The organism is Microcoleus sp. Z1_B2, assembly GCF_036700325.1.
Classification (GTDB): Bacteria; Cyanobacteriota; Cyanobacteriia; order Cyanobacteriales; family Microcoleaceae; genus Microcoleus.
Genome location: NZ_JAUBOQ010000024.1, coordinates 1 through 23,649, shown reverse-complemented (window position 1 = coordinate 23,649; position 23,649 = coordinate 1). Strand labels below are relative to the sequence as shown.

Below are 23,649 nucleotides of genomic sequence, written 5' to 3'. Positions count from 1 at the left end.
AAACGCAGATAATAGATGAATTACTTTCGCAAAAGCATCCACGAAATGTCTGGCTATGTGCCGGGGGAACAGCCACCGCTAGGCACAAAAATTATTAAACTAAATTCTAATGAAAATCCCTATCCGCCTTCTCCCAAAGCGTTAAAAGTGCTTCGGGAAATAGACGGAGAAATGTTGCGGCGCTATCCCGATCCAACTGGCAAAAGTTTCCGCATTGCTGCTAGTGAAGTTTTGGGAGTCGCTGACGATTGGATTGTTGTAGGTAACGGCAGCGACGATTTATTAAACTTGATTGTTCGCGCTGTGGGCGAATCTGGGAAACAGATTGTTTGTCCTGCGCCAACCTATGTATTGTACCGAACTTTGGCAGCAATTCAAGATGCAGAATTTGTGGAAGTTCCTTATCCGGACGACTACAAGTTACCAGTCGATTTGCTAATAGCAGCCCAAGGTGCAGTGACATTTATAGCTTCGCCAAACAGTCCATCGGGAACCGCCATATCTGTTGCAGATTTGGAGAAACTGGCTAAAGAGTTATCGGGCATTCTTGTGATCGACGAAGCTTATGTAGATTTCGCCGAAGAAAATGCTTTGGAATTGACAAAAAAATACAGTAATGTTATAGTTTTGAGAACGCTTTCAAAAGGTTATTCCCTGGCAGGATTGAGGTTGGGTTTTGGCATAGCAAATCCGGCGCTGCTGGCAGAATTAAATAAAATCAAAGACAGCTATAATGTGGATGCTTTAGCCTATGCAGTGGGGGCGGCTGCGATCGCAGATCAAGATCACAAAATAGCCAACGCCGAAAAGATTAAGGCTTCGCGAGCAAAACTAGCCGTTAGCTTCAAGGAATTAGGCTTTGACGTTTGGCCCTCGCAAACCAACTTTTTGTTAGTTAGGCCACCAAAAGGCGATGCAGAAAGAATTTATCAAACACTCAAATTACGGGGAATATTGATTCGATACTTCAATAAGCCGCGATTGGAAGACAAATTGCGGATTAGTGTAGGTACTGAGGAACAGAATCAAATCTTAGTGAAAACTTTGAAAGAAATTCTCTAAATAACGATCGCACTAAAATTAGTTTGTAGTGAGGAATGCCAGTCCTCAAAATTTTATGATACAGCACTTTCCAGGTAAGTGAAGTACAGAGAAACCGGGTTTCTTGAATAAAACCGGTTTCTGGCGAGAAATCCAGAAGAAACCCGGTTTCTGGGGTGTACTTTATAAACCTGGAATCCGCTGTATGAGGACTGGCATTCCTCACTACAAACAGCTTGATTACGGATAATTATTAGGATTGTCCGTCGCCAACCCTGCCGAACGAGCAATATCCAGCAATCTGTTATCCGCCGAAACAAAAATTAGTTGAGTTTCTGGTATGGATGTTAAAATATATTGAACGCGCAAAGCAGCCGCCAATTGCACAGCATCATAAGCCCGCAGTGGATGTTGCATCACCAATTCGGTGGCTGTTTCTATCAAAGTTTGATCGACATCTATGACTCGGTATTCATTTTCAAAATCCTCCCTAACTTTTTGCACAATTAAATCAAAACGCTCCGCAGACAAACTTCTATCCCGCAGACGGCGTGCAAAAGCGCTGTGTACCTCCACCCAAGTAATCTGGCTAATAGCTAAATGGTTATCTGTAGCAGGATCGGTAATCGATAAAATCCACTCACTGCCTTTTTCAGGCACGTATCGTTTGACTAAAGCGCTAGTATCCAGAAAATAAGCATTTACCACGGGCCACGATCCTCGATAACGATTTCTGAAATAGGCTTACCTGGTAGCGGTTCCATTTTTTGCATCAATTCGCGCCACTGCTGCGCGCGCTTGATTAATTCTGCCCGATCGAGCTTACCCTGTTTCTTTGGCAAACGCACCCCCTCTACAAGCATCTTAATCATCGACTTTTCGCGATCGCCCTTGAGTTCTTCCTGCGAAACTTCCGCTACAATTGTGATTTGCACAGTTTCCCCATCATTCAATGACAAAGGAATCAGGGGACGCAAAACCCCGTTTTCGTAGATAGCAGTAATAGTTTCTGGCATAATTAGCCTCTTAATTAAATGCTTTGACTTATTGTACTTCTTTTAGAGTTTTCAGTAGGGTGCGTCAATCGATTTTAGATTTTAGATTTTAGATTAAAGAATTGACTTGCGCGAGATAAATGCTCTTTCTTGAGGATTTTCGATTTTCGATTTTGGATTGATTCCACGGATAAATGCGGGGGCTTGTACCATCAAGAAATTATTGGTCAGTTGTGATTATTTTTGCTCCAAACAAACAATCTCGGAACTGACGCACCTGACAACAAATGGTGCGTCAGAATAATACTTTCGGCGCTGATTTAAAATCTCAAAACTGACGCACCCTACCACTGATATCATCAGTCATTCCCGATTCTTTAATCGAAAATCCAAAATCTAAAATCTAAAATCGTCTTACTTCGTTGCCACCACAGCCAAATTCCAAGCCAAGCGCTTCATCAAAGGCAACTTCTTCAAAAAGCTATCCCACTCTTCCAATCGAGAGTATTCCGGTTTCAATCTCTCTTGTTCAATGATAATCTTTTTCCAATAACGCTCCTCATTTGGATGCACTTTTTCTATCAAATAAAAGCGCAAAAAAATCCACAGCGATGTCAGCCAAAACGTATCGTAAGCCGTCTCGGAAAACAAAGATTGAACAATTTTCACAATATTAATATCCAAAGGACTTTCATCCTCCGTCCGCACCTCAGTCGCCATTCTGCGGTAAACATTAATCACGGGATTGTGCTTCATCGGGTCCCAAAAACAAGCTTTTCCCCCCGGTTTTAGCACGCGGTGCATTTCGCGAATTGCCTTTTCCGGTTCCGGCAAATGGTGCAGCAAATTAGAAGCGTAAACAATATCAAAACTCTTGTCCGGGAAATCCATCGCCATTGCATTTACAGTGCAGCCCTCTATTTTGACGCCGTTTTTCTCTGCCAATTTCAGAGCAACGTCTACCATGCCCTGGGAATAGTCGGCAGCCACACAATGCGCGCCTTTTTTAGCAAAATAAACGCTGTTTTCTCCCGCGCCGCAGCCTAAATCTAACAGGCGTTTGCCTGTAATATCGCCCATTTGCTGGACGATAAATCTATTTTCTGGGGCGGTACAAGCTTCAAAGTAATCATTGACTTGAATGCCGTCAATATCGATTGTGGATGCCCAAGCATCGTGGAATTGCCGCTCTTTTTTTAAGGTTTCGTCTTGCATTTTTCAAGATTTGGTTATTAGTAAAAAAAGTAATTTTAAACCGCAGATAAACCCGGATTAAGGCAGATTAATTGAGATTTATCTGCTTCGATCTGGGTTCGTCTGCGGTTGGTTTCAAGAAAAATGGCTGACAATAAATTTATCAGCGCTGTGCTTTTGCAACAACTTCATTTCTGATCAGATTTGGCTGTTCCGAGGATTTTTCAGCACTATGCTGCAATGCCTGATACAGGCGATTTAAAGCGCTGATGTATGCTTCTGCGGAGGCTACGATAATGTCGGTATTTGCTGAGTGACCGGAAAATACTTTGCCTTCGTGGCGCAAGCGAATTGTTACTTCGCCGATCGCATCAATTCCTGCTGTTACCGATTGTACAGAAAACTCGATCAACTCGTTGGGTACGTTTACCACCCGGTTAATTGCCCTGTAAATCGCATCCACAGGCCCAGTGCCGATCGCAGCATCGGTCAATTCTTCGCCCGCCGGATTCCGCACAGTGACAGTTGCTGTCGGGCGAGATTTGTCGCCGCAGGAAACCTGCACCAATTCTAACCGGAATAGTTCCGGTGCTTGGTGCACTTCGTTATTGGCGATCGCCTCTAAATCCCAATCAGTAATCTCTTTTTTCTTGTCAGCTAAATCTTTGAACTTGACAAAAGCCTTATTTAGCTCATCGTCGGCCATTTCAAAACCCAACTCTTTCAAGCGAGTCTGAAATGCGTGACGGCCGGATAATTTGCCCAAGACGATTTGATTTTCAGTCAAGCCGATCGACTCAGCGTCCATAATCTCGTATGTCCGCTTATTTTTCAGCACTCCGTCTTGGTGAATTCCCGACTCGTGAGCGAAAGCATTTGCCCCCACAATCGCCTTATTTGGCTGCACCAACATCCCCGTCAAATTGGAAACCAACCGCGAGGTTTTATAAATTTGGCGCGAGTCAATATTTGTCAGCGGTTCCTCAGAATCCGCAGGCCGGCCCAAGAACGGATTATAATATTGGCGCCGCACGTAAAGCGCCATTACCAACTCTTCGAGAGCTGCATTTCCCGCCCGTTCGCCAATCCCGTTAATCGTGCATTCTAACTGTCTGGCGCCATTTTTCACAGCTTCCAAAAAGTTAGCAACAGCCAATCCTAAGTCATTGTGACCGTGAACCGAAATAATTGCGCGATCGATATTCGGCACATTTTCCTTAATTCCGCGAATCAAAGCCCCAAACTCGCTCGGAGTCGTATAGCCGACAGTATCGGGAATATTAACAGTAGTCGCACCCGCTGCGATCGCCCGTTCTAGAACCTGATACAAAAACTCCGGTTCCGATCGACAAGCATCTTCCGGCGAAAACTCCACATCATCCACAAAAGACTTAGCGTAAGCCACCATTTCCGGCACTATTTCCAGAACCTCAGCCCGCGTCTTTTTCAGCTTATACTCCAAGTGAATATCGGACGTAGCCAGAAACGTATGAATTCGCGAATTTACGGCGGGTTTCAGAGCCTCGGCTGCTGTTTTAATATCCTCCTTTCTCGCCCTCGCTAAACCGCAAATTGTCGGCCCATTTTCTGTGCCAACCGATCGGGCTATTTTTTGGACTGCCTCGAAATCTCCCGTGCTGGTGAAAGGGAAACCCGCTTCAATCACATCTACGCCCAATCTCGCTAACTGGCGGGCGATCGTCAGCTTTTCATCCACATTCAGAGATGCACCCGGAGATTGTTCTCCGTCCCGCAAAGTCGTATCGAAAATAATAATCCGGTCTTGACTTGGTTGAGTTTTCATAGCTCTACAAAAGTGTTTTCCTGATTTTTACTTGTCCGTTTTTCTGGATTTTTAGCCTCCAGTCAGTCGATTTTAGATTTGAGATTTTAGATTTTAGATTTGAGATTTACTCCACAGATGAATCTGGGAACTTGAACCTTAGTCTAAAATTTTGGGCTACTGGTGGCTCCTATCGGAAAGCAAGTATGCGTTTTTTGGCGGGAGCACCAGTCCCGTGTTTCGCGCCAATAACGAATAATTAATAACCCATAACCCATAACCCATAACTGCTGACTAATAACTACTAACTAATGACTAATGACTAATGACTAATAACTACTAACTACTGACTAATAATCCATCTTCTCGATATGTTCCCTAATTTCATTTAGGTCTATATACCTATCTGTAGCATTTCGTAACTCTCTAGCAATCATTCCTTCGGTGGATACCACAGTAATATGAGTATTTTTCGAGCGGAGCAGCTCGATCGCCCGCTCAAAATCCCCATCCCCGCTAAACAGCACAACTTGGTCGTATTGATCCACGGTATTAAACATATCAACCACAATTTCTATGTCTAAATTAGCCTTTTGAGAATATCTGCCCGAAGCATCGTCGTAATATTCCTTAAGAATTTTAGTGCGAACCGTGTAACCTAGACTGATCAAAGCATCTCGAAATCCCCTTTGATCTTGGGGGTCTTTCAGACCCGTATACCAGAAAGCATTGATCAAGATGACATTCGGCTGCGAAGTTTTGAAATATTCGAGCACCCTGCGAGGATCAAAAAACCAACCGTTCTTTTGTTGAGCGTAGAACATATTGTTCCCGTCCACAAAAATAGAAAGGCGGTTCATTAAGTTTGTCATAGAAACTTAGACCTAATAATTGTAGAAAGAAGTTAATCTAAATATCACATTTTAGCAACATGGAGCTAACTGAGGCAATAGATTAGACTTCAGAAAACTCCATCTCCCCAGTATTTCATATTTTCGGCTCTACCGCCAGAGGGTTCTTTTAACCCTGCTTGCTTTTGAGCGAGGGGCCCTCACAAACTATACGCCTAGTAACTCAATACCGACTGCCGTGTCAAGGTTAAGGGCGTCTTCAAACTACCGCGCCCACCGCCCTACCGCCAAGCAGGCATACGCCCAGCGCATAGCAGTAGATGTTGCTCCCCTGATTTCATAGCGCAGACTACCTCCGCTCAAGCCTTTTTGCTTTCAAGAGCCCAGCGAGCTAACTCTGTCCGGTTGTGCAGACCTGTTTTGCCCAGCATATTGCTGACGTGGCTTTCGATAGTCCGCTGGCTGACATTCATCACGTCTGCGATCTGGCGGTTTGCCATACCCTGCGCTAGCAACTGTACCACCTTTAACTCAGTGGGAGTCAATTCGACATTGCGGCGCGCCTTAATTTTTGGGCCACTCTCCATACCGGGATTTGAGTGACGAATCAAGCGGGATGCTGCTTTCAGAGAAGATTCCACTTGGGCTACCAGTTCTTCTGGTTCAAAAGGCTTGACTATATAAACGTCAGCGCCCGTGCTCAAGCCTTTTACTCGGTCTGAACTTTGACCTTTTGCGGACAAGAAAAGAACCGGAATCCAGCTCGTGCGCGGGTCTTCTCTGATGTGTTTGACTAAAGTGTAGCCGTCCATTTCCGGCATCATCACGTCGCAGATCATCAAGTCGGGAACTTCTTGTTCTAGTTTTTCCAGAGCGTCTCTGCCGTTTTCTGCTGTAATGACGTTGTAACCCCGAAACTCCAAGTAGTCTTTGACCAGCAAGATCAAATTGGGGTCGTCGTCAACCAGCATCAGCCGTTTTTGTTCTCCTGAATTATTGTCCTTTGTCATGTTTATTCCCGCTAAAGTATCCCGCACACTTCCTTGTTTTCACTTCTGTTTTTTCGGTCAGTCCCCCGCCACCCGGCTGGGAGTGGAGGACGACGATCGACTGAAGGGATGGCGGTGAGGGAAAGCGGGGCGGGTATTACCGCTTTCCAACCTATAATCGACGGCTGTTTGTGAGTGTCTTACGACCTCGAACGCAGCCCAAACCTGTAATCGACGATCGCCCTGTCAAGATCAGCCTTGATTGATTGCAGATTCCCTAACAGAGCGCAAGTTAAATATTTAATCTCGATGGTTCAATTTCAGGTTAATGCCCCGGTTTTAAATGATACTTCTGATATAGAGAAATTTAAGCAGACTCCCTACTTACGTATTTAACTGTTTCTAGTGTAGTTTGGCAACCTCCTGAGTGTCTGCCACTGAGAATTTTTTGCACAAAATTTCTCAGTTCCTGCGATCGATTTTTTTTACTGTACCTTTTGAGAAACACAAGGAACACGGGAAGCGGCACCAGCAAGACAAGAACCTAACTACAGTTTTATTGAGCTGTAGCAGGTGCGATCGCCCGGACGCGAAACTGTCTCAATTTTTCACCCTTAACCTTAAATTTAACACTTTACCTATAACCCTGTACTTTAAACAGCGCTACACTTAAATGTTTGGCTGGGTCTCAGCAGGCACAGGCAAAGGATGAGTCAAGAAAGCGTATTCTTGAACCACCTTTGAGTTTAGGAGATGTTCCTGAATAATTCTCTCAATCACGGGTGGAGTAACGTCGCGATACCACACTCCGTCTGGATAGACTACCATAATCGGGCCAGACGCGCACACTCGCAGGCAATTGGCTTTCGTGCGAAAGACGCAGGTTGGTCGAGTGGCACTTGGCTTGTCCAACCCCAATTCTTGCAAGCGTTTTTTTAAGTAATTCCACGCCTCCAGACTGGTTTGCCGATCGCAGCACTTGGGGACGGTTTGGTCGGCACAGATAAAAATATGTCGCTCGATTTGAGCGATTCCCAGGCTTTTGACGCAAGCGCTCAAGCCTTGGCTGCAAGATTCCTCGTTATTTTCTGTCATTTTATTCATTCGTCAACAGTAATTGGTTAGCGGTCTAAAGTCATCACCACAGCCCCCACTCCCTCCCGTCTCAACGGTAGGTTTTTTACAATTCAGAAATTGAGGGCAAACAAGAGGCAAGTTTTAAAGGCATAACAAGTCGAAATCCGGGATTTTTCGCTTCTGGCTCTCTCCCCCTCTCCCTCTCTCTCCCCCTCTCCAACTCATTGTCGGTTCGGGAACCCGTACTGACAACTAAGTTGCGATCGCCCCTTTCTAGAGCTAAATTAGCACTCAGGAGTCGAGAGTGCTAATATGTCAGTTGTAAGTAGTCCGCTGTTGCTTTCATCGTGACCCCTGACGACTGACTCACGACAATCTGTAATCTGGAGATTTATTTATGGCAGCAGTATCACTGAGTGTTTCTACCGTTAAACCGTTAGGCGAGCGCGTGTTCGTAAAAGTAAGCGCTAGCGAAGAAAAAACCGCCGGCGGCATCCTTCTGCCCGACACAGCTAAGGAAAAGCCCCAAGTAGGCGAAGTCGCGGCCGTGGGCCCCGGCAAGCGCAATGACGATGGCACCCGCATTGAAATGGAAGTCAAAGTCGGCGACAAAGTTCTCTACTCGAAGTACGCCGGCACCGACATCAAACTCGGCACAGACGAATACGTCTTGCTTGCAGAAAAAGACATTCTGGCGATCGTTAACTAATTAATCATTAGTCATCAGTCCTTAGTCATCAGTCATTAGTTTAAAGCGAACGCCGCCAAACAACTAATGACACGGGACAAATGACTAAAATCCATCATCCCCAATCCAAAATCTCAAACCCTCTCATCCCCAAAAACTATGGCTAAGCGTATCATCTACAACGAAAATGCACGTCGCGCCCTCGAACGCGGTATGGACATTTTGGCCGAAGCAGTGGCAGTAACCCTCGGCCCCAAAGGCCGCAACGTGGTTCTCGAAAAGAAATTCGGAGCTCCTCAAATCGTCAATGACGGTGTTACCATCGCCAAAGAAATCGAACTAGAAGACCACGTAGAAAATACAGGCGTTGCCCTGATCCGTCAAGCAGCTTCCAAAACCAACGACGCAGCAGGCGACGGTACCACAACTGCTACCGTTTTGGCTCACGCCATGGTCAAAGAAGGTCTGCGTAACGTAGCAGCCGGCGCAAATGCGATCGCCCTCAAGCGCGGTGTTGACAAAGCAACCACGTTTTTGGTAGAAAAAATTGCCGAACACGCCAAACAAGTAGAAGATTCCAAAGCCATCGCTCAAGTCGGCTCCATCTCTGCTGGTAACGACGATGAAGTCGGCCAAATGATTGCCAACGCAATGGACAAGGTGGGCAAAGAAGGCGTGATTTCCCTGGAAGAAGGGAAGTCTATGACCACCGAATTGGAAATCACCGAAGGGATGCGCTTCGACAAAGGCTACATCTCTCCCTACTTCGTCACCGACACTGAACGGATGGAAGCGATTCTCGAAGAACCGTTCATCTTGCTGACAGACAAGAAAATTGCTCTGGTACAAGATTTAGTACCTGTGCTCGAACAAGTAGCTCGTTCCGGCCGCCCGCTGTTGATCATTGCAGAAGACATTGAGAAAGAAGCTCTAGCTACCCTCGTTGTCAACAAACTGCGCGGTGTGTTGAATGTGACTGCTGTTAAAGCACCCGGTTTTGGCGATCGGCGCAAAGCCATGTTAGAAGATATCGCCGTATTGACCGGCGGTCAACTAATCACCGAAGACGCCGGTTTGAAACTGGAAAACACCAAGCTCGACATGATCGGCAAAGCCCGCCGCATCACCATCACCAAAGACAGCACCACAATTGTTGCCGAAGGTAACGAAGCCGCCGTCAAGTCCCGCTGCGAACAAATTCGCCGTCAAATGGACGAAACCGAGTCTTCCTACGACAAAGAGAAGCTGCAAGAACGTTTGGCCAAATTGGCTGGCGGCGTCGCAGTGATCAAAGTCGGCGCGGCTACCGAAACAGAAATGAAGGATCGCAAACTGCGTCTTGAAGATGCGATCAACGCTACCAAAGCTGCTGTAGAAGAAGGAATTGTCCCCGGTGGCGGTACAACTTTGGCTCACCTGACTCCTCAATTGGAAGAGTGGGCTAACAGCAGCCTGAAGGGCGAAGAATTGACCGGTGCTTTGATTGTGGCACGGGCTCTGGCTGCTCCTCTGAAGCGGATTGCTGAAAATGCTGGTTTGAACGGCGCTGTGATTGCTGAGCGCGTCAAAGAAAAGCCGTTCAACGTTGGTTTCAACGCAGCGACAAATGAGTTTGTCGATATGTTTGAAGCTGGAATTGTTGACCCTGCGAAGGTGACTCGTTCTGCTCTGCAAAATGCCGCATCTATTGCTGGTATGGTGCTGACAACCGAGTGCATCGTCGTTGACAAGCCTGAACCGAAGGATGGCGCTGCTGCAGGCGCTGGCGGCGGCATGGGCGGCGGCGACTTCGATTATTAATCGATAGTCGATCGTTTGATGGGGCGGGCTTTCGGGCCCGCCTTTTTGATAAACAAAATAGCTGTCACCTGGTGACAGCTATTTTTTTTTGCTGACTGATATACTCAGAAGGAGCTTAGGTACTCCTACTTTAGGGAACCGCTGTATAAAAAAATTTGAGGTAATGTGTCTATGTCTAATGAAAATAAATACCATTCTCAGAAACAGAAGCCCAAACTAATTTGGCAAAATCAACGCTTGAGAGAGTTGCAGCAACAATTAGACAAATTGAGTGAGAGTCATGGCAGCCTGCTTGAGCAAAACCAGAGAATAGAGCAAAAACTAGAGGATTTAAAGTCTCTGTTAGAAAATCGACCTGATATCATCACAAGTCAGGTCGATGAACCCAGTGATAAGCAATATGAAGATCGGCTAGTGTTTAACCGTGGTCAGAGTCGAGAAGTGCTTAGTCATGCGCTGGAAAATGTTCAAGAGCGATTGATTCTGGTATGTCCTTGGCTGACCTATTGGGCTACTGCTGTAGTGATTGAGAAGTGCGAAGAACTCATAAAGCGAGGTGTTCGGATTGATATTGGTTGGGGTAAATTGGAGGATCTGGCTAGAGATCAAACAGATACATTTTGGTATGGAGCATTGCCCACATTGCGTGAACTCGAAAATGAATATCCTAAGTTCCTCTCTTTGAAGGAATTGGGTACCCATGAAAAGTTTTTGGTGTGTGATAACAACTTTGCCATGCTGGGAAGTCATAACTTTCTCACCTCTAAGGAAAGTAGCCCAGAGTTTGAAGTGGGAATTTTGATCGAAGACACCAACACCATCCAAAAATTAATCAATCGTTTTGATGAATCTACTTTCGATAAGAGTGCGGCTCTTGATTACTTAAGTCGTGAAGGTGACACCTATGACCTTGAATATGACCTTGAAGAGCAACCAATAGAAATTGAGGTTTTGAAAAAAATTATTGAGAAGGCTGAGAAAAGGGTGGCTGAGAACAAGCAGAAAACTGTGGTTAAGCTTCCTCCTCCACAAACACCACCGGTCACTACTCTGAGAAACGAAGAGTCTATTGTGTTGCGAACTAAGTCTGAAAAAAGCGCTGATTTTACCACTAATAATTCAACTCCGCCTCCTCTTGAATTAAATTCAAATCGGAGAACTAGAAAGAGAACTATACAGTCAGAAGTAGGCAATGATTTGGGGGTAACATCTACAGCAAGTAGTGATAAAAAGCCAGATGTTCCTGTTTCTAATAAACCAAAGGAAGAGGCTGTAAAACCCCCGATAATTACGCAAAGTGGCGGACTGGGTGAAATTATAGTTCAACTGAATTGGAGTCAAGGAACTGGAGAAGATGGTAGCAAAACTGCCATAGATCTTGATCTGGGTTGCTTGTATGAGCTAAAAGATCGACAAAAGGGCTGTATACAAGCCCTGGGCGAATCGTTTGGTGATTTCTCTAAAACTCCGTATATTGATCTGGGTGAAGATGACCGTAAGGGTGATAAAGGTGAGACTTTGCGGATAAATGGCGACAAGGTTGCTGAATTTAAGCGGATTCTAGTTTACGCTTGGATCTATCAGGGCATAGCTAAATGGTCTGATGCTACTGGTGTTGTCAAAATCAAATTGCCAGGGGTAATTTATCAGGCAGATATCGAAGTGAAATTGGAGAATCCTAGTGATGGTATAACGAGATGTGCCATTGCCTTGTTTCAGAATGTTGATGACAAGACTTTTAAAGTTACCAAGATTGAGAAATATTTTAGAGGCCACTCAGAGATGGATAAAGATTTTAAGTGGGACTTAAACTGGGTTGACGGCTCTAAGGACTGAAGTAATTTGGGACAATTTTTATACTCGTTACCAGGCTCTGCCTGGGAACCAGTTAACCAGTTATTGAAACTGATTTAGGATTGCTATATTACCTTTCAATAATTACCCCCACCATTTATGAAACTTTATCACACCCCAATTTCCCCTAACTCCCGCCGCGTCTGGATCGCCCTCATCGAAAAAAACCTCGACTTTGAATTAGTAGAAATCCACTTGGACGGCGATCACTTGCAGCCTGAGTTTGTCGCAATGAATCCTTTTCATCGCATCCCTGTTTTGGTCGATAATGACTTCACTGTCGTCGAGTCTCTGGCAATTCTTGACTATCTAGAAGCGAAGTATCCAGAACCGGCAATGCTGCCGAAAGATCCGCAAGATTTGGCAGTTGTGAAAATGGTAGAATTGGTCACGGTTAACGAACTTGCGCCGGCACTTTACCCCCTCAGCAGTGAAAAAATGGGATGGGGAACTCCCCAACCGCAGGAAATTGCAAAGGCGAAGGAAAAAGTCAATACTGTGCTGGCATTTTTTGAAGGTTTGTTGGACGATCGCCCTTTTTTCGCTAGCAACACTGTCACCTTTGCCGAGTGCGTTGCCGGCACCGTCGTGCCCTTGCTATCTTGGGTTGATGTGTCCCTAGACGGCTATCCTAAAATTCAAGCTTGGTGCGATCGACTGCTAGCCCGCCCCTCATGGCAGCAAACTCAATTCACCGAGGCAGATTTGACGGCTTTCGCATCTCGGAGACAAAAATTTCTCGCAGAAACTGAAGTCTCATGAACCAATCAATTGTCAAGCGATCGCTCTTTTTCCTAGCTGTTTTCGCCTGCATCCAAATTCCCATCGCAGCAATTGGGCAGCCCACAGCCCGATCGAACTACGAATCAATTAACGTCAAACAGTTCCTGGGCGATCGCAAAATTACCGTCTCCAACCCCAAAGATATCGCAGCAAAACTCTGACTCGCGACAGAAATAAGTTATTCCTGGGTAAGTCATCGAAGCAATCTGGGTTCCGCGTTGTTCGCTTGCTGCGCGACAATCTTAAAACTATTTTCGGTGTCGATCGCTCTTTTTGACTAAAAGAGCGATCGAACTCACAAGTTTACTTGCACATGATCAAATTTCCAGCAGAGATGAATCCCGCCGCAGGAGCTGAAATCTCAACCCAATTCCGGTTTTCTCCATTCTTATCTTTCACTAACTGGAAATTCGGTACAAGCGTTACTTGACCGTTAGCCGGTACACCACCTTTAACCGCAGCAGTCCTTGAAGGCTCAGTACGGATAGCTAGACCCCTCGGCGCTACGCGAGGTTCTACTTGGCGGCACAGACTTACGGGGCCCGTTGCAGGTGCTGGTGCAGGCGCAGGCGCAGGCGCAGGTGCTGGCGCTGGTGCAGGCGCAGGCGCAGGCGCAGGTGCTGGCGCTGGTGCTGGCGCTGGTGCTGGTGCTGGTGCTGGTGCTGGTGCGGGTGCTGGCGCTGGTGCTGGTGCTGGTGCTGGTGCTGGCGCTGGTGCTGGCGCTGGCGCTGGTGCTGGTGCGGGTGCGGGTGCTGGTGCGGGTGCGGGTGCTGGTGCGGGTGCGGGTGCTGGCGCTGGCGCTGGTGCGGGTGCAGGTGCGGGTGCAGGTGCAGGAGTTTGACTAATTGTGCACGAACCTAAATTACTTTCGTCGTTGGGATATCCGCTAGCTACATACCCTGTGACGGGAGCGGTAATTTGAATCCAGAGGCGACCGTCGGAGGCTTTAACAGAAGTAGCGCCTTGGGACAGCGTTACCTGAGTGTTAAGTCCTACGCCGCCAACTCTAGGGGATTTTGGGTCTGGGCTCTGGCGAACGGTCAAACCTTCTTTGGGAGTGACTTTGCGACAAAGGTTGCCAGCCTGGGCTATTTGAAAGGTGGCGCTATCTTCAAAGGAAATATTTTCAGCATCTTGACTGACAGTCGATGTTGATGGGGCGGCAACAACGATCGCATTCGCTTGCAAACTTCCGGTTGCGATCGCGATCGCGCCCAGCAATGCAGCGGGTTTATTCCAGCAATTCAAGTTTTTCATCCGTTCAAATCCTCACTTAACCACAATCATTATCTTAATTGCAGGTCAATATAGCAAAAAAATCGATTTGTCTTCCACAAAAAAGCTTTATGTAACTTTTTTTTACCGCAAGTCAAGTTTAATTTATATAATTTAATGTTTGGTGAGTTGAGCGAAGACACATAAAGCTGCTACGCCTATAAATTGCTCATTATGCCACAGTGGGGGAGGGGGAGAAGGTGGAAGTGTCCGAGTCTGGGAATGGCAGAGGGGAAAAGTAAACAGCGCCAATCGCTAGCATTGACCCGATGGCGGGCATCAACTTGATAAAATCTTCCAAAACGGAAACTTATCGGCTTGAGGCACAGTTGTGTTTTTGTGGCTAAAGCCGCCCCGCCATCAGCGACAGTTGCTGTAGCTGTTTCCAAACGGTTTTGTTCCTGTGGAGACAACCAGCACAAAACCTCCGAACAAAAGCAGCCCGCTCAAATCAGAAACCAAATTTTTGCGCCAATTCTGATTTAATTATATTGCTATAGCAACCGCGCTCGATGTTTATGATGTTTTCACTTGCTAAAACTAATGCGGTAGATTCCTTCGGAATGGGATCATATTAATGATAATAGGAAAAATCTTTTTTTCGCAGGGCGATCGGGATGAGCGCACGCACAAGGAGAGGAAAAGCCCAACTAATCTCCTCCCTTCTTCCTGCTGTCCCAAATAACTAAAGCCTTCTCTCTTCGAGAGTTAAAGCTTTCTTCCTTCTGCTATATAATGACCAAAGCGTTAAATATTTCTCCAGTGACAAAAACTACTAACAAAAAAGACGGCAAATCCTCTAAATATCCCTTTGACGGTCTATCTTTAGACGATCGCAATCCCGAATTCATTCAGCTTTTGTTGCCAGTTTGGGAATGGCTGTACCGCTACTATTTTCGCGTACAAAGCGACGGCTGGCACCACGTCCCGGCGAGCGGAAAAATGCTCGTTGTCGGTTCTCACAACGGGGGACTCGCTGCTCCAGATATGTTTATGTTCCTATACGAATGGTTCCGCAGGTACGGTACGGAACGCTTGGCCTACGGATTGATGCACCCCACGGTTTGGCAAGTTTCTCCTGATGTTGCTAGCATGGCGGTTCAGTGTGGAGCCCTCAAGGCGCATCCGAAAATGGCGATCGCAGCTTTACGCAAAAATGCCCCAGTTCTCGTCTATCCGGGCGGCGCCCAAGATGTTTTTCGTCCCCACCACTTGCGCGATAAAATCTACTTTGCGGGACGTAAGGGATTTATCAAATTAGCATTGCGAGAAGAAGTGCCAATTTTACCAATTATATCGCATGGTGCTCACGATACTTTGATAGTTTTGGCAGATTTGTACGAACAAGCAAAGCAATTGCATGAATTGGGAATGCCGTGGCTATTTGGCATCGATCCGGTGGTATTGCCGGTGTATTTGGGATTGCCTTGGGGATTGAGTATTGGGCCTTTGCCAAACCTACCTTTACCTGTGCAAATTCGGACTCGCGTGTGCGAACCGATTGTATTTGAGAGGTATGGTTCGGAGGCGGCGCGCGATCGCGATTATGTTGATGCTTGTTTCGATCGAGTTACCGCCCAAATGCAAGAACAATTAGATTGTTTGGCCGGTAAGTGAGAATTGCAGGAATATCAAATTATCATAGGTTCGATCGCACTGATTGTCGATCGACCTTATATTTAACGCAGCCTTGGTTTCTGTATATTCTCAGATCACATTTCGCTACAACAAGCAACGACCGAGGTAATAATTATCCGCCGCGATTCCCTACGGGATAGCTTCGCTTCACGCACTATTATCTAACTCGCCACAGTGTAATCATAGCCATCAGTTGACTGCCATCTATCGCAAGATAGATTTTGCCAAAAACTAGGCGGTAATTCCGTAAAGTTATCCAACATCAAGCTTCCAGCATCTGACACTGTAGCTGCTGGATGCAATGTTTTGTTTCCACAGATTATTTAAATGTCGATCGGGTGCTATATTGCAGCAACGAGCAACCGCAAAAGCGATCGCCTTCTTCTTTTCAGATGCAGACTACTTACAAAACTTAAAGATACTTTAACTCAATTTGTGAGCATTTTTATTACAAACTAGCAACAGCAAACTGATTAATCTTGACAAGACCGAACAAAAATCAACGGGTAATCAACCATGAATAAGCAAATTATTTTCGTAGACTCTTCTGTACAAGATTATCAAAGCCTGATCGAAAGGGCGGATGGCGCTGAAATTTTCATTTAAAATGAAAATTTCAGCGCCATCGAACAAATTAGTCAAGCCTTGGCTAATCAAAGTGATATTGAAGCAATTCATATCCTATCTCACGGTAGCCCTGGCAGTCTAAGCCTCGGCTCAGACACCATAAACAATCAAAATCTAACCCAATTTAGCAACGAAATTCAACAGTGGGGGAAAGCGTTAACTAAAAATGCCGATATCCTCCTCTACGGCTGCGAAGTCGCCGCCGGAGAAACCGGATTACAATTCATCGAAAATTTGCATCTATTAACGGGTGCAAATATCGCAGCCTCTAATAACAAAACTGGGAATAAAGCATTAGGCGGAGACTGGGAATTAGAAGTAAAACTAGGGGAAATAGAAATCCAATCCCTTAACGTTCCCAATTACAGCTACACTTTAGCACCAACAGGGGCGGCAGATAACAAAGCCCTACTCGTCAGCGGAACCCCAACTTCGACAAAAATAGATGTTTTAGCCAACGATATCGGTATCGGAAGACTGAACGTCCAAAGCATCGTTACCGCCCCTACCAACGGCACTGCGATTATTAATGACTGGATTTATGTCGGCGGCAATTTCACCAACATTGGTGGACTTGCACGCAACTATATTGCTCGGTTGAATAGCGATGGGACGGTAGATAACACCTTCAACCCAAATCCGGATTTCTCTGTCTGGGCGATCGCCATAGACAGTAGTGGCAACCCCATAGTGGGCGGCGATTTCAGGACCATCGGCATCGGCGGGCAACCCCGCAACCGTATCGCCAAATTAAACCCCACAACTGGTGCCGCTGATGCTACTTTCAACCCGGATTCGAGTGGTCCTGTCTATGAGATCGCCATAGACAGCAGTGGCAACCCCATAGTGGGCGGCTTTTTCAGCACCATCGGCGGACAAACCCGTAACGGTATCGCCAAATTAGACCCCACAACTGGTGTCGCCGATGCCACCTTCACCCCGGAGGCCCAAGTCGGGGAGATCGCCATAGACAGCAGTGGCAACCTCATAGTGGGCGGCAGTTTCGGGATCATAGGTGGACAACCCCGCAACAAGATCGCCAAATTAGATCCTACAACTGGTGTCGCCGATGCCACCTTCAACCCAAATGCTACATTCAACCCAAGTGTGAGTGCTAGAGTCAATGCGATCGCGATAGACAGCAGTGGCAACCTCATAGTGGGCGGCAGTTTCGACACCATTAGCGGGCAGCCCCGCAACTATATCGCCAAATTAAACCCCACAACTGGTGTCGCCGATGGCACCTTCAACCCGAATGCGAATAATGAGGTCAATGCGATCGTCCTAGACAGCAGTGGCAACCCCATAGTAGGCGGCTATTTCAGCACCATCGGCGGACAACCCCGCAACGGTATCGCCAAATTAGACCCCACAACTGGTGCAGCCGATGCTACCTTCAACCCAAATGCGAACAGTGTAGTCTTCGTGCTCGCCCTAGACAGCAGCGGCAACCCCATAGTGGGCGGCGGTTTCACCACCATCGGCGGACAAACCCGCAACCGTATCGCCAAATTAAACCCCACAACTGGTGCAGCCGATGCTACCTTCAACCCAAATGCGAACAATCCAGTCCGTGCGATCACTTTTGACTCGGGTAGAGAGATCCTCTATACCCCAAACGCCAACTTCAACGGCATCGACACCTTCACCTACACCGCCAATGACAGCACCGGCCCCAGCACCCCGATCACCGTCACCGTCCTCGTCAACAACTCCCCCGTTTTAGACACCAGCGGCACACCCACCCTCACTGCCCAAAACCAAGGCGACAGCGCCAGTACAGGCACACTTGTCAGCACCATCATCGCCAACCTCGGCGGCACAAAAATCACCGATCCCAACACCGCCGCCTCCCAAGGTATCGCCATCACCGGTTTAGACACAGCTAACGGCAGTTGGCAATACACCATCAATGGCGGCACCACCTGGACAAACACCCCAGCCGTTTCTGCCACCAACGCCTTACTATTAGCTAGTAATGCCAACACCCGCATCCGCTTCGTACCCAACGCCACCTATAACGGAACCGTTGCTAACGCCATCACCTTTGCTGCTTGGGATCAAATAGTTGGCACAAATGGCAGTACCGCCAACTACACCGCAGATTTAGCTACCAACACCACATCCAGCGTTTTCAGCAGTGCCACCGAAACCGCAAATATCACAGTTAACGTCCCACCCACCATCACCAGCGTCACGCCTGTCGCCAACGGCACCTACGGAGTGGGACAAAACCTCGACTTCACCGTTACCTTCAGCCAAGCAGTCACCATCACCCAAGGCACAGGTAGTGCAATCCTCCCCATCACCCTCGACACCGGCGGCACAGTCAACGCCACCCTCGTCGGTACAGGCACCAGCAACACCACTCAAACCTTCCGCTACACAGTTGCATCCGGCAACCTAGACACTAACGGCATCGCAGTCGGCACAGCCCTAACCCTCAGCGGCGGTGCAACCATTCAAAATGCTGCCACTGCCAACGCCATCTTGACACTCAACAGCGTCGGTGCAACCACTGGTGTATTGGTCGATGGCGTTCTACCCACAGTCACTAGCATCACCTCAAATACAACCAACGGCAGCTATACTGTCGGTCAGATTATCCCGATCACCGTACAATTCAGCGAACCCGTCACCGTCACAGGCATCCCACAGCTAACCCTAGCCACAGGAGGCGCAGGAACACCCATCAACTATGCCAGCGGTAGCGGTACTAACACCCTCACTTTTAATTACACCGTAGCCACCGGTCATACAAGTGCAGACTTAGATTATCTCTCAACTGCTGCCCTCGCACTAAACGGTGGCACAATTCAAGATGCTGCTACCAACAATGCCACACTAACTCTACCAACTCCCGCTACGGCCAATTCATTAGGTGCGAATAAAGCCATAGTAATTGATACTACGGCACCCACCGTCACGATCGACCAAGCAACAGCACAAACCGATCCAACTACAACTTCACCTATTAACTTTACCGTCACATTTAGCGAACCAGTCACAGGTTTTGACGCTACCGATATCGACTTAACTGCGAGTACAGCAAGTGGAACATTAACGCCAACCATCACAGGTAGCGGCCCCGTTTACACAGTTGCAGTCAACGGTATCACAGGTAGCGGAAACGTCATTGCTAGCATCAAAGCTAACGGCGTTACTGATACAGCAGGCAATCAGAATTTTGTTAGTACCAGTACGGATAATAGTGTCACATACAACGCACCTGCACCAGAAATCCAAGTATTAGACGGCACAACAGATATAGTTGATGGTACAACAAGTGCGATCGACTTTGGTAGTGTCACAGTCGGTGCGACTCTCAACAAAACCTTTACCGTTAAAAATCTCGGTACAGCAGTTTTAAACCTCAGCAACCTGACTTTACCAACCGGATTTAGCCTAGTTGGAAATTTACCTGCAACTCTCGCCGCCGACGCGAGTGCAAATGTGCAAGTTCAAGTAGATACGACAGCAGCCGGAAATAAAACAGGTACGTTGCAATTTGTCAATAATGACAGCGATGAAAATCCCTTCAATTTCCCGATTTCAGCATCAGTCACAGCAACTCCTGTACCAGAAATTCAAGTATTAGACGGTGCAACAGACATAGTTGATGGTACGGAAAGTACAATTGATTTTGGTAACGTGACAGTCGGCGGCACTCTCAACAAAACCTTTACCGTCAAAAATCTCGGTACAGCAGTTTTAAACCTCAGCAACCCTACCCTACCAACCGGATTTAGCTTAGTTGGAAACTTACCGACAACTCTCGCAGCAGGTGCAAGTGCTAACCTGCAAGTTCAAGTAGATACAGCCACCGCCGGAAATAAAACAGGTACGCTGCAATTTGTCAATAATGATAGTGACGAAAATCCCTTTGATTTCCCCATAGCGGCCAGTGTCACAACCGCACCATTACCAGAAATTCAAGTTTTAGACGGAACAACAGATATAGTTGATGGTACTACAAGTGCGATCGACTTTGGCAGCGTCATAGTCGGCACAACTCTCAACAAAAACTTTACCGTCAAAAATCTCGGTACAGCAGTTTTAAACCTCAGCAACCTTACCCTACCAACTGGATTTAGCCTAGTTGGAACCTTACCTGCAACTGTCGCCGCTGGCGGTACAACTAACCTGCAAGTTCAAGTAGATACAGCCACCGCCGGAAATAAAACAGGTACGCTGCAATTTGTCAATGATGATAGCGATGAAAATCCCTTTGATTTCCCGATTTCAGCATCAGTCACTGCTACACCATTACCGGAAATCCAAGTATTAGACGGAACAACAGATATAGTTGATGGTACTGCAAGTACGATCGACTTTGGCAGTGCAACGATTGGCGGCACCCTCAACAAAACCTTTACCGTCAAAAATCTTGGTACAGCAGTTTTAAACCTCAGCAACCTTACCTTACCAACCGGATTTAGCATTGTCGGAACCTTACCTGCAACTGTAGCCGCCGGCGCGAGTGCAAATGTGCAAGTTCAAGTAGATACAGCCACCGCCGGAAATAAAACAGGTACGCTGCAATTTGTCAATGATGATAGCGATGAAAATCCCTTTGATTTCCCGATTTCAGCATCAGTCACTGCTACACCATTACCGGAAATCCAAGTATTAGACGGAACAACAGATATAGTTGATGGTACTGCAAGTACGATCGACTTTGGCAGTGCAACGATTGGCGGCACCCTCAACAAAACCTTTACCGTCAAAAATCTTGGTACAGCAGTTTTAAACCTCAGCAACCTTACCTTACCAACCGGATTTAGCATTGTCGGAACCTTACCTGCAACTGTCGCCGCCGGCGCGAGTGCAAATGTGCAAGTTCAAGTAGATACAGCCACAGCCGGAAATAAAACAGGTACGTTGCAATTTGTCAATAATGATAGTGACGAAAATCCCTTTGATTTCCCGATTTCAGCATCAGTCACTGCTACACCATTACCGGAAATCCAAGTATTAGACGGAACAACAGATATAGTAGATGGTACGGAAAGTACGATCGACTTTGGCAGCGTCATAGTCGGCACAACTCTCAACAAAAACTTTACCGTCAAAAATCTCGGTACAGCAGTTTTAAACCTCAGCAACCTTACCCTACCAACTGGATTTAGCATTGTCGGAACCTTACCTGCAACTGTCGCCGCCGGCGCGAGTGCAAATGTGCAAGTTCAAGTAGATACAGCCACAGCCGGAAATAAAACAGGTACGTTGCAATTTGTCAATAATGATAGTGACGAAAATCCCTTTGATTTCCCGATTTCAGCATCAGTCACTGCTACACCATTACCGGAAATCCAAGTATTAGACGGAACAACAGATATAGTAGATGGTACGGAAAGTACGATCGACTTTGGCAGCGTCATAGTTGGCACCACTCTCAACAAAACCTTTACCGTCAAAAATCTCGGTACAGCAGTTTTAAACCTCAGCAACCTTACCCTACCAACTGGATTTAGCCTAGTTGGAAATTTACCTGCAACTGTAGCCGCCGGCGCGAGTGCAAATGTGCAAGTTCAAGTAGATACGACAGCAGCCGGAAATAAAACAGGTACGTTGCAGTTTGTCAATAATGACAGCGATGAAAATCCCTTCAATTTCCCGATTTCAGCATCAGTCACAGCAACTCCTGTACCAGAAATCCAAGTATTAGACGGAACAACAGATATAGTTGATGGTACTACAAGTGCGATCGACTTTGGCAGCGTCATAGTTGGCACCACTCTCAACAAAACCTTTACCGTCAAAAATCTCGGTACAGCAGTTTTAAACCTCAGCAACCTTACCCTACCAACTGGATTTAGCATTGTCGGAACCTTACCTGCAACTGTCGCCGCTGGCGGTACAACTAACCTGCAAGTTCAAGTAGATACCACAGCAGCAGGAAATAAATCAGGTACGCTGCAATTTGTCAATGATGATAGCGATGAAAATCCCTTTGATTTCCCCATAGCGGCTACAGTAACAACCGCACCAACTCCAACTCTAACTCCAACGCCGACACCGGAACCCGTACCCACGCCGACACCGGAACCCGTACCCACGCCGACACCGGAACCCGTACCCACACCAACACCGGAACCCGTACCCACACCAACACCGGAACCCGTAACCACACCAACACCGGAACCCGTACCCACACCAACACCGGAACCCGTACCCACACCAACACCGGAACCCGTACCCACACCAACACCGGAACCCGTACCCACACCAACACCTGTTAACATTCCCGATACAGAGTGCATTTGCGATCAAATTGAGTATCCCAATCTCAACAAACCCAACGAACAAATTGATAATATTATCAATGGTCTTCCCGGTCTTCTAATTGGCACTCCCAGAAACGACGCATATTTTGGCAGCAACAGTCCCAATATCTTTGATGCTTTAACTGGCAACGACAACCTATTTGGTGGCGAATTTAACGATATCTTCAACGGCAATGAAGACAATGACTTCATTGATGGCAACAAGGGAGACGACCTCTTATTTGGTGGCAAAGGAAACGACATCCTTATTGGTGGTTTTGGTGAAGATATTATCTTTGGGAATGAGGGCAACGATTCAATTAACGGCAAAGAAGATGATGACTTAATCTTTGGCAATCGAGGTAATGATTTTCTCGACGGTGGCAAAGGAAACGATATCCTATTCGGCGGAAAAGCTCAGGATTTAATTCTAGGCAGCGAAGGCAATGATACTCTCTTCGGACAACTCGAAGACGATACTTTGTGCGGCGGTGCAGGAGATGACTTCCTAAGCGGCAACGAGAATAAGGACTTAATTGACGGCTGCGAAGGAAACGATACAATTGACGGCGGTGAAGATAATGATACCTTACTCGGCTGCGTTGGCGATGATTTCTTGTCGGGAGATTTAGGGAATGACAGCCTCATCGGAGGTTTGGGCAACGACACTTTTGTCTTAGGAGTCGATCGCGGATTCGATATTATCTCTGATGTGCGATTCGTTTAGCCTAAATGGATAGGTTCTCCTATCCAGGGACGGTTAGCCTGACTCCGCTGCGAGTTAGTGA

At 46.8% G+C, this 23,649-nt stretch carries 17 protein-coding genes; 8 read left to right on the top strand and 9 right to left on the bottom strand.

Annotation, left to right across the window (positions count from 1 at the left end; translation table 11 throughout):
- The first annotated feature begins 15 nt into the window (after positions 1-15).
- A complete protein-coding gene (hisC, locus tag QT984_RS15750; protein ID WP_333374381.1) occupies positions 16-1,062 on the top strand; it encodes a histidinol-phosphate transaminase in 1,047 nt (348 codons plus the stop codon).
- Between the two features lie 219 nt (positions 1,063-1,281).
- On the opposite strand, the gene QT984_RS15745 is transcribed toward hisC, so the two are convergent.
- From QT984_RS15745 to QT984_RS15715, 7 genes are all read right to left on the bottom strand, one after another.
- Positions 1,282-1,749: a type II toxin-antitoxin system VapC family toxin gene (locus QT984_RS15745; protein WP_333053015.1), complete on the bottom strand. Its 468-nt coding sequence runs from the start codon at positions 1,747-1,749 to the stop codon at positions 1,282-1,284.
- Complete coding sequence (locus QT984_RS15740; protein WP_333053013.1) at positions 1,743-2,057, bottom strand: antitoxin family protein; 315 nt, start codon at positions 2,055-2,057, stop codon at positions 1,743-1,745. Before QT984_RS15740 ends, QT984_RS15745 begins: the two co-directional genes overlap by 7 nt.
- Before the next feature lie 393 nt (positions 2,058-2,450).
- Positions 2,451-3,251: a class I SAM-dependent methyltransferase gene (locus QT984_RS15735; protein WP_333053011.1), complete on the bottom strand. Its 801-nt coding sequence runs from the start codon at positions 3,249-3,251 to the stop codon at positions 2,451-2,453.
- Positions 3,252-3,393: 142 nt separating this feature from the next.
- Positions 3,394-5,034, bottom strand: coding sequence for a 2-isopropylmalate synthase (locus QT984_RS15730; protein WP_333053009.1), 1,641 nt, complete (start codon positions 5,032-5,034; stop codon positions 3,394-3,396).
- A gap of 329 nt (positions 5,035-5,363) precedes the next feature.
- The gene (locus QT984_RS15725; RefSeq protein WP_006633075.1) at positions 5,364-5,885 is read right to left on the bottom strand and encodes a LabA-like NYN domain-containing protein; all 522 of its coding nucleotides are present in this window, start codon (positions 5,883-5,885) and stop codon (positions 5,364-5,366) included.
- 338 nt (positions 5,886-6,223) lie between these two features.
- Positions 6,224-6,874 (bottom strand): response regulator transcription factor, encoded by a 651-nt coding sequence (locus QT984_RS15720; RefSeq protein WP_015174512.1) that lies wholly within the window; start codon positions 6,872-6,874, stop codon positions 6,224-6,226.
- Between the two features lie 648 nt (positions 6,875-7,522).
- The gene (locus QT984_RS15715) at positions 7,523-7,948 is read right to left on the bottom strand and encodes a ferredoxin (RefSeq protein ID WP_333232039.1); all 426 of its coding nucleotides are present in this window, start codon (positions 7,946-7,948) and stop codon (positions 7,523-7,525) included.
- Positions 7,949-8,327: 379 nt separating this feature from the next.
- On the opposite strand from QT984_RS15715, the gene groES reads away from it, so the two are divergent.
- The 5 genes from groES (at position 8,328) to QT984_RS15690 (ending at position 13,216) form a co-directional block, all read left to right on the top strand.
- Entirely contained in the window at positions 8,328-8,639 is a 312-nt protein-coding gene (groES, locus tag QT984_RS15710; protein ID WP_332945088.1) for a co-chaperone GroES, read from the top strand.
- Between the two features lie 138 nt (positions 8,640-8,777).
- On the top strand, positions 8,778-10,418 hold the full coding sequence (gene groL / locus QT984_RS15705) for a chaperonin GroEL (protein ID WP_333046934.1): 1,641 nt from the start codon (positions 8,778-8,780) through the stop codon (positions 10,416-10,418).
- A 171-nt stretch (positions 10,419-10,589) separates the two neighbouring features.
- Positions 10,590-12,254 carry a phospholipase D-like domain-containing protein gene (locus QT984_RS15700; protein WP_333260128.1) on the top strand — a complete coding sequence of 555 codons (1,665 nt, stop codon included), beginning with the start codon at positions 10,590-10,592 and terminating at the stop codon, positions 12,252-12,254.
- 117 nt (positions 12,255-12,371) lie between these two features.
- The gene (locus QT984_RS15695) at positions 12,372-13,034 is read left to right on the top strand and encodes a glutathione S-transferase family protein (RefSeq protein ID WP_333374378.1); all 663 of its coding nucleotides are present in this window, start codon (positions 12,372-12,374) and stop codon (positions 13,032-13,034) included.
- Positions 13,031-13,216: a hypothetical protein gene (locus QT984_RS15690; protein ID WP_333374376.1), complete on the top strand. Its 186-nt coding sequence runs from the start codon at positions 13,031-13,033 to the stop codon at positions 13,214-13,216. Before QT984_RS15695 ends, QT984_RS15690 begins: the two co-directional genes overlap by 4 nt.
- A gap of 142 nt (positions 13,217-13,358) precedes the next feature.
- Here the strand turns inward: QT984_RS15690 and QT984_RS15685 are convergent, their stop codons facing one another.
- Both QT984_RS15685 and QT984_RS15680 read right to left on the bottom strand, forming a co-directional pair.
- On the bottom strand, positions 13,359-14,312 hold the full coding sequence (locus QT984_RS15685) for an SH3 domain-containing protein (protein WP_333374374.1): 954 nt from the start codon (positions 14,310-14,312) through the stop codon (positions 13,359-13,361).
- 176 nt (positions 14,313-14,488) lie between these two features.
- On the bottom strand, positions 14,489-14,743 hold the full coding sequence (locus tag QT984_RS15680) for a hypothetical protein (protein WP_333052997.1): 255 nt from the start codon (positions 14,741-14,743) through the stop codon (positions 14,489-14,491).
- A 322-nt stretch (positions 14,744-15,065) separates the two neighbouring features.
- Here QT984_RS15680 and QT984_RS15675 point away from each other — a divergent pair, with 322 nt between their 5' ends.
- On the top strand, positions 15,066-15,947 hold the full coding sequence (locus QT984_RS15675; protein WP_333374372.1) for a glycerol acyltransferase: 882 nt from the start codon (positions 15,066-15,068) through the stop codon (positions 15,945-15,947).
- A gap of 645 nt (positions 15,948-16,592) precedes the next feature.
- Positions 16,593-23,588: a choice-of-anchor D domain-containing protein gene (locus QT984_RS15670; protein ID WP_333374411.1), complete on the top strand. Its 6,996-nt coding sequence runs from the start codon at positions 16,593-16,595 to the stop codon at positions 23,586-23,588.
- Positions 23,589-23,649: the final 61 nt, after the last annotated feature.

Bases quoted from the DNA above. Each gene is read 5' to 3' on its own strand.
- QT984_RS15685 (WP_333374374.1), bottom strand. From the start codon at position 14,312: ATGAAAAACTTGAATTGCTGGAATAAACCCGCTGCATTGCTGGGCGCG.
- QT984_RS15715 (WP_333232039.1), bottom strand. From the start codon at position 7,948: ATGACAGAAAATAACGAGGAATCTTGCAGCCAAGGCTTGAGCGCTTGC.
- QT984_RS15720 (WP_015174512.1), bottom strand. From the start codon at position 6,874: ATGACAAAGGACAATAATTCAGGAGAACAAAAACGGCTGATGCTGGTT.
- QT984_RS15695 (WP_333374378.1), top strand. From the start codon at position 12,372: ATGAAACTTTATCACACCCCAATTTCCCCTAACTCCCGCCGCGTCTGG.
- groES (WP_332945088.1), top strand. From the start codon at position 8,328: ATGGCAGCAGTATCACTGAGTGTTTCTACCGTTAAACCGTTAGGCGAG.
- QT984_RS15690 (WP_333374376.1), top strand. From the start codon at position 13,031: ATGAACCAATCAATTGTCAAGCGATCGCTCTTTTTCCTAGCTGTTTTC.
- QT984_RS15675 (WP_333374372.1), top strand. From the start codon at position 15,066: ATGACCAAAGCGTTAAATATTTCTCCAGTGACAAAAACTACTAACAAA.
- groL (WP_333046934.1), top strand. From the start codon at position 8,778: ATGGCTAAGCGTATCATCTACAACGAAAATGCACGTCGCGCCCTCGAA.
- QT984_RS15730 (WP_333053009.1), bottom strand. From the start codon at position 5,034: ATGAAAACTCAACCAAGTCAAGACCGGATTATTATTTTCGATACGACT.
- QT984_RS15740 (WP_333053013.1), bottom strand. From the start codon at position 2,057: ATGCCAGAAACTATTACTGCTATCTACGAAAACGGGGTTTTGCGTCCC.
- QT984_RS15725 (WP_006633075.1), bottom strand. From the start codon at position 5,885: ATGACAAACTTAATGAACCGCCTTTCTATTTTTGTGGACGGGAACAAT.
- QT984_RS15735 (WP_333053011.1), bottom strand. From the start codon at position 3,251: ATGCAAGACGAAACCTTAAAAAAAGAGCGGCAATTCCACGATGCTTGG.
- hisC (WP_333374381.1), top strand. From the start codon at position 16: ATGAATTACTTTCGCAAAAGCATCCACGAAATGTCTGGCTATGTGCCG.
- QT984_RS15700 (WP_333260128.1), top strand. From the start codon at position 10,590: ATGTCTAATGAAAATAAATACCATTCTCAGAAACAGAAGCCCAAACTA.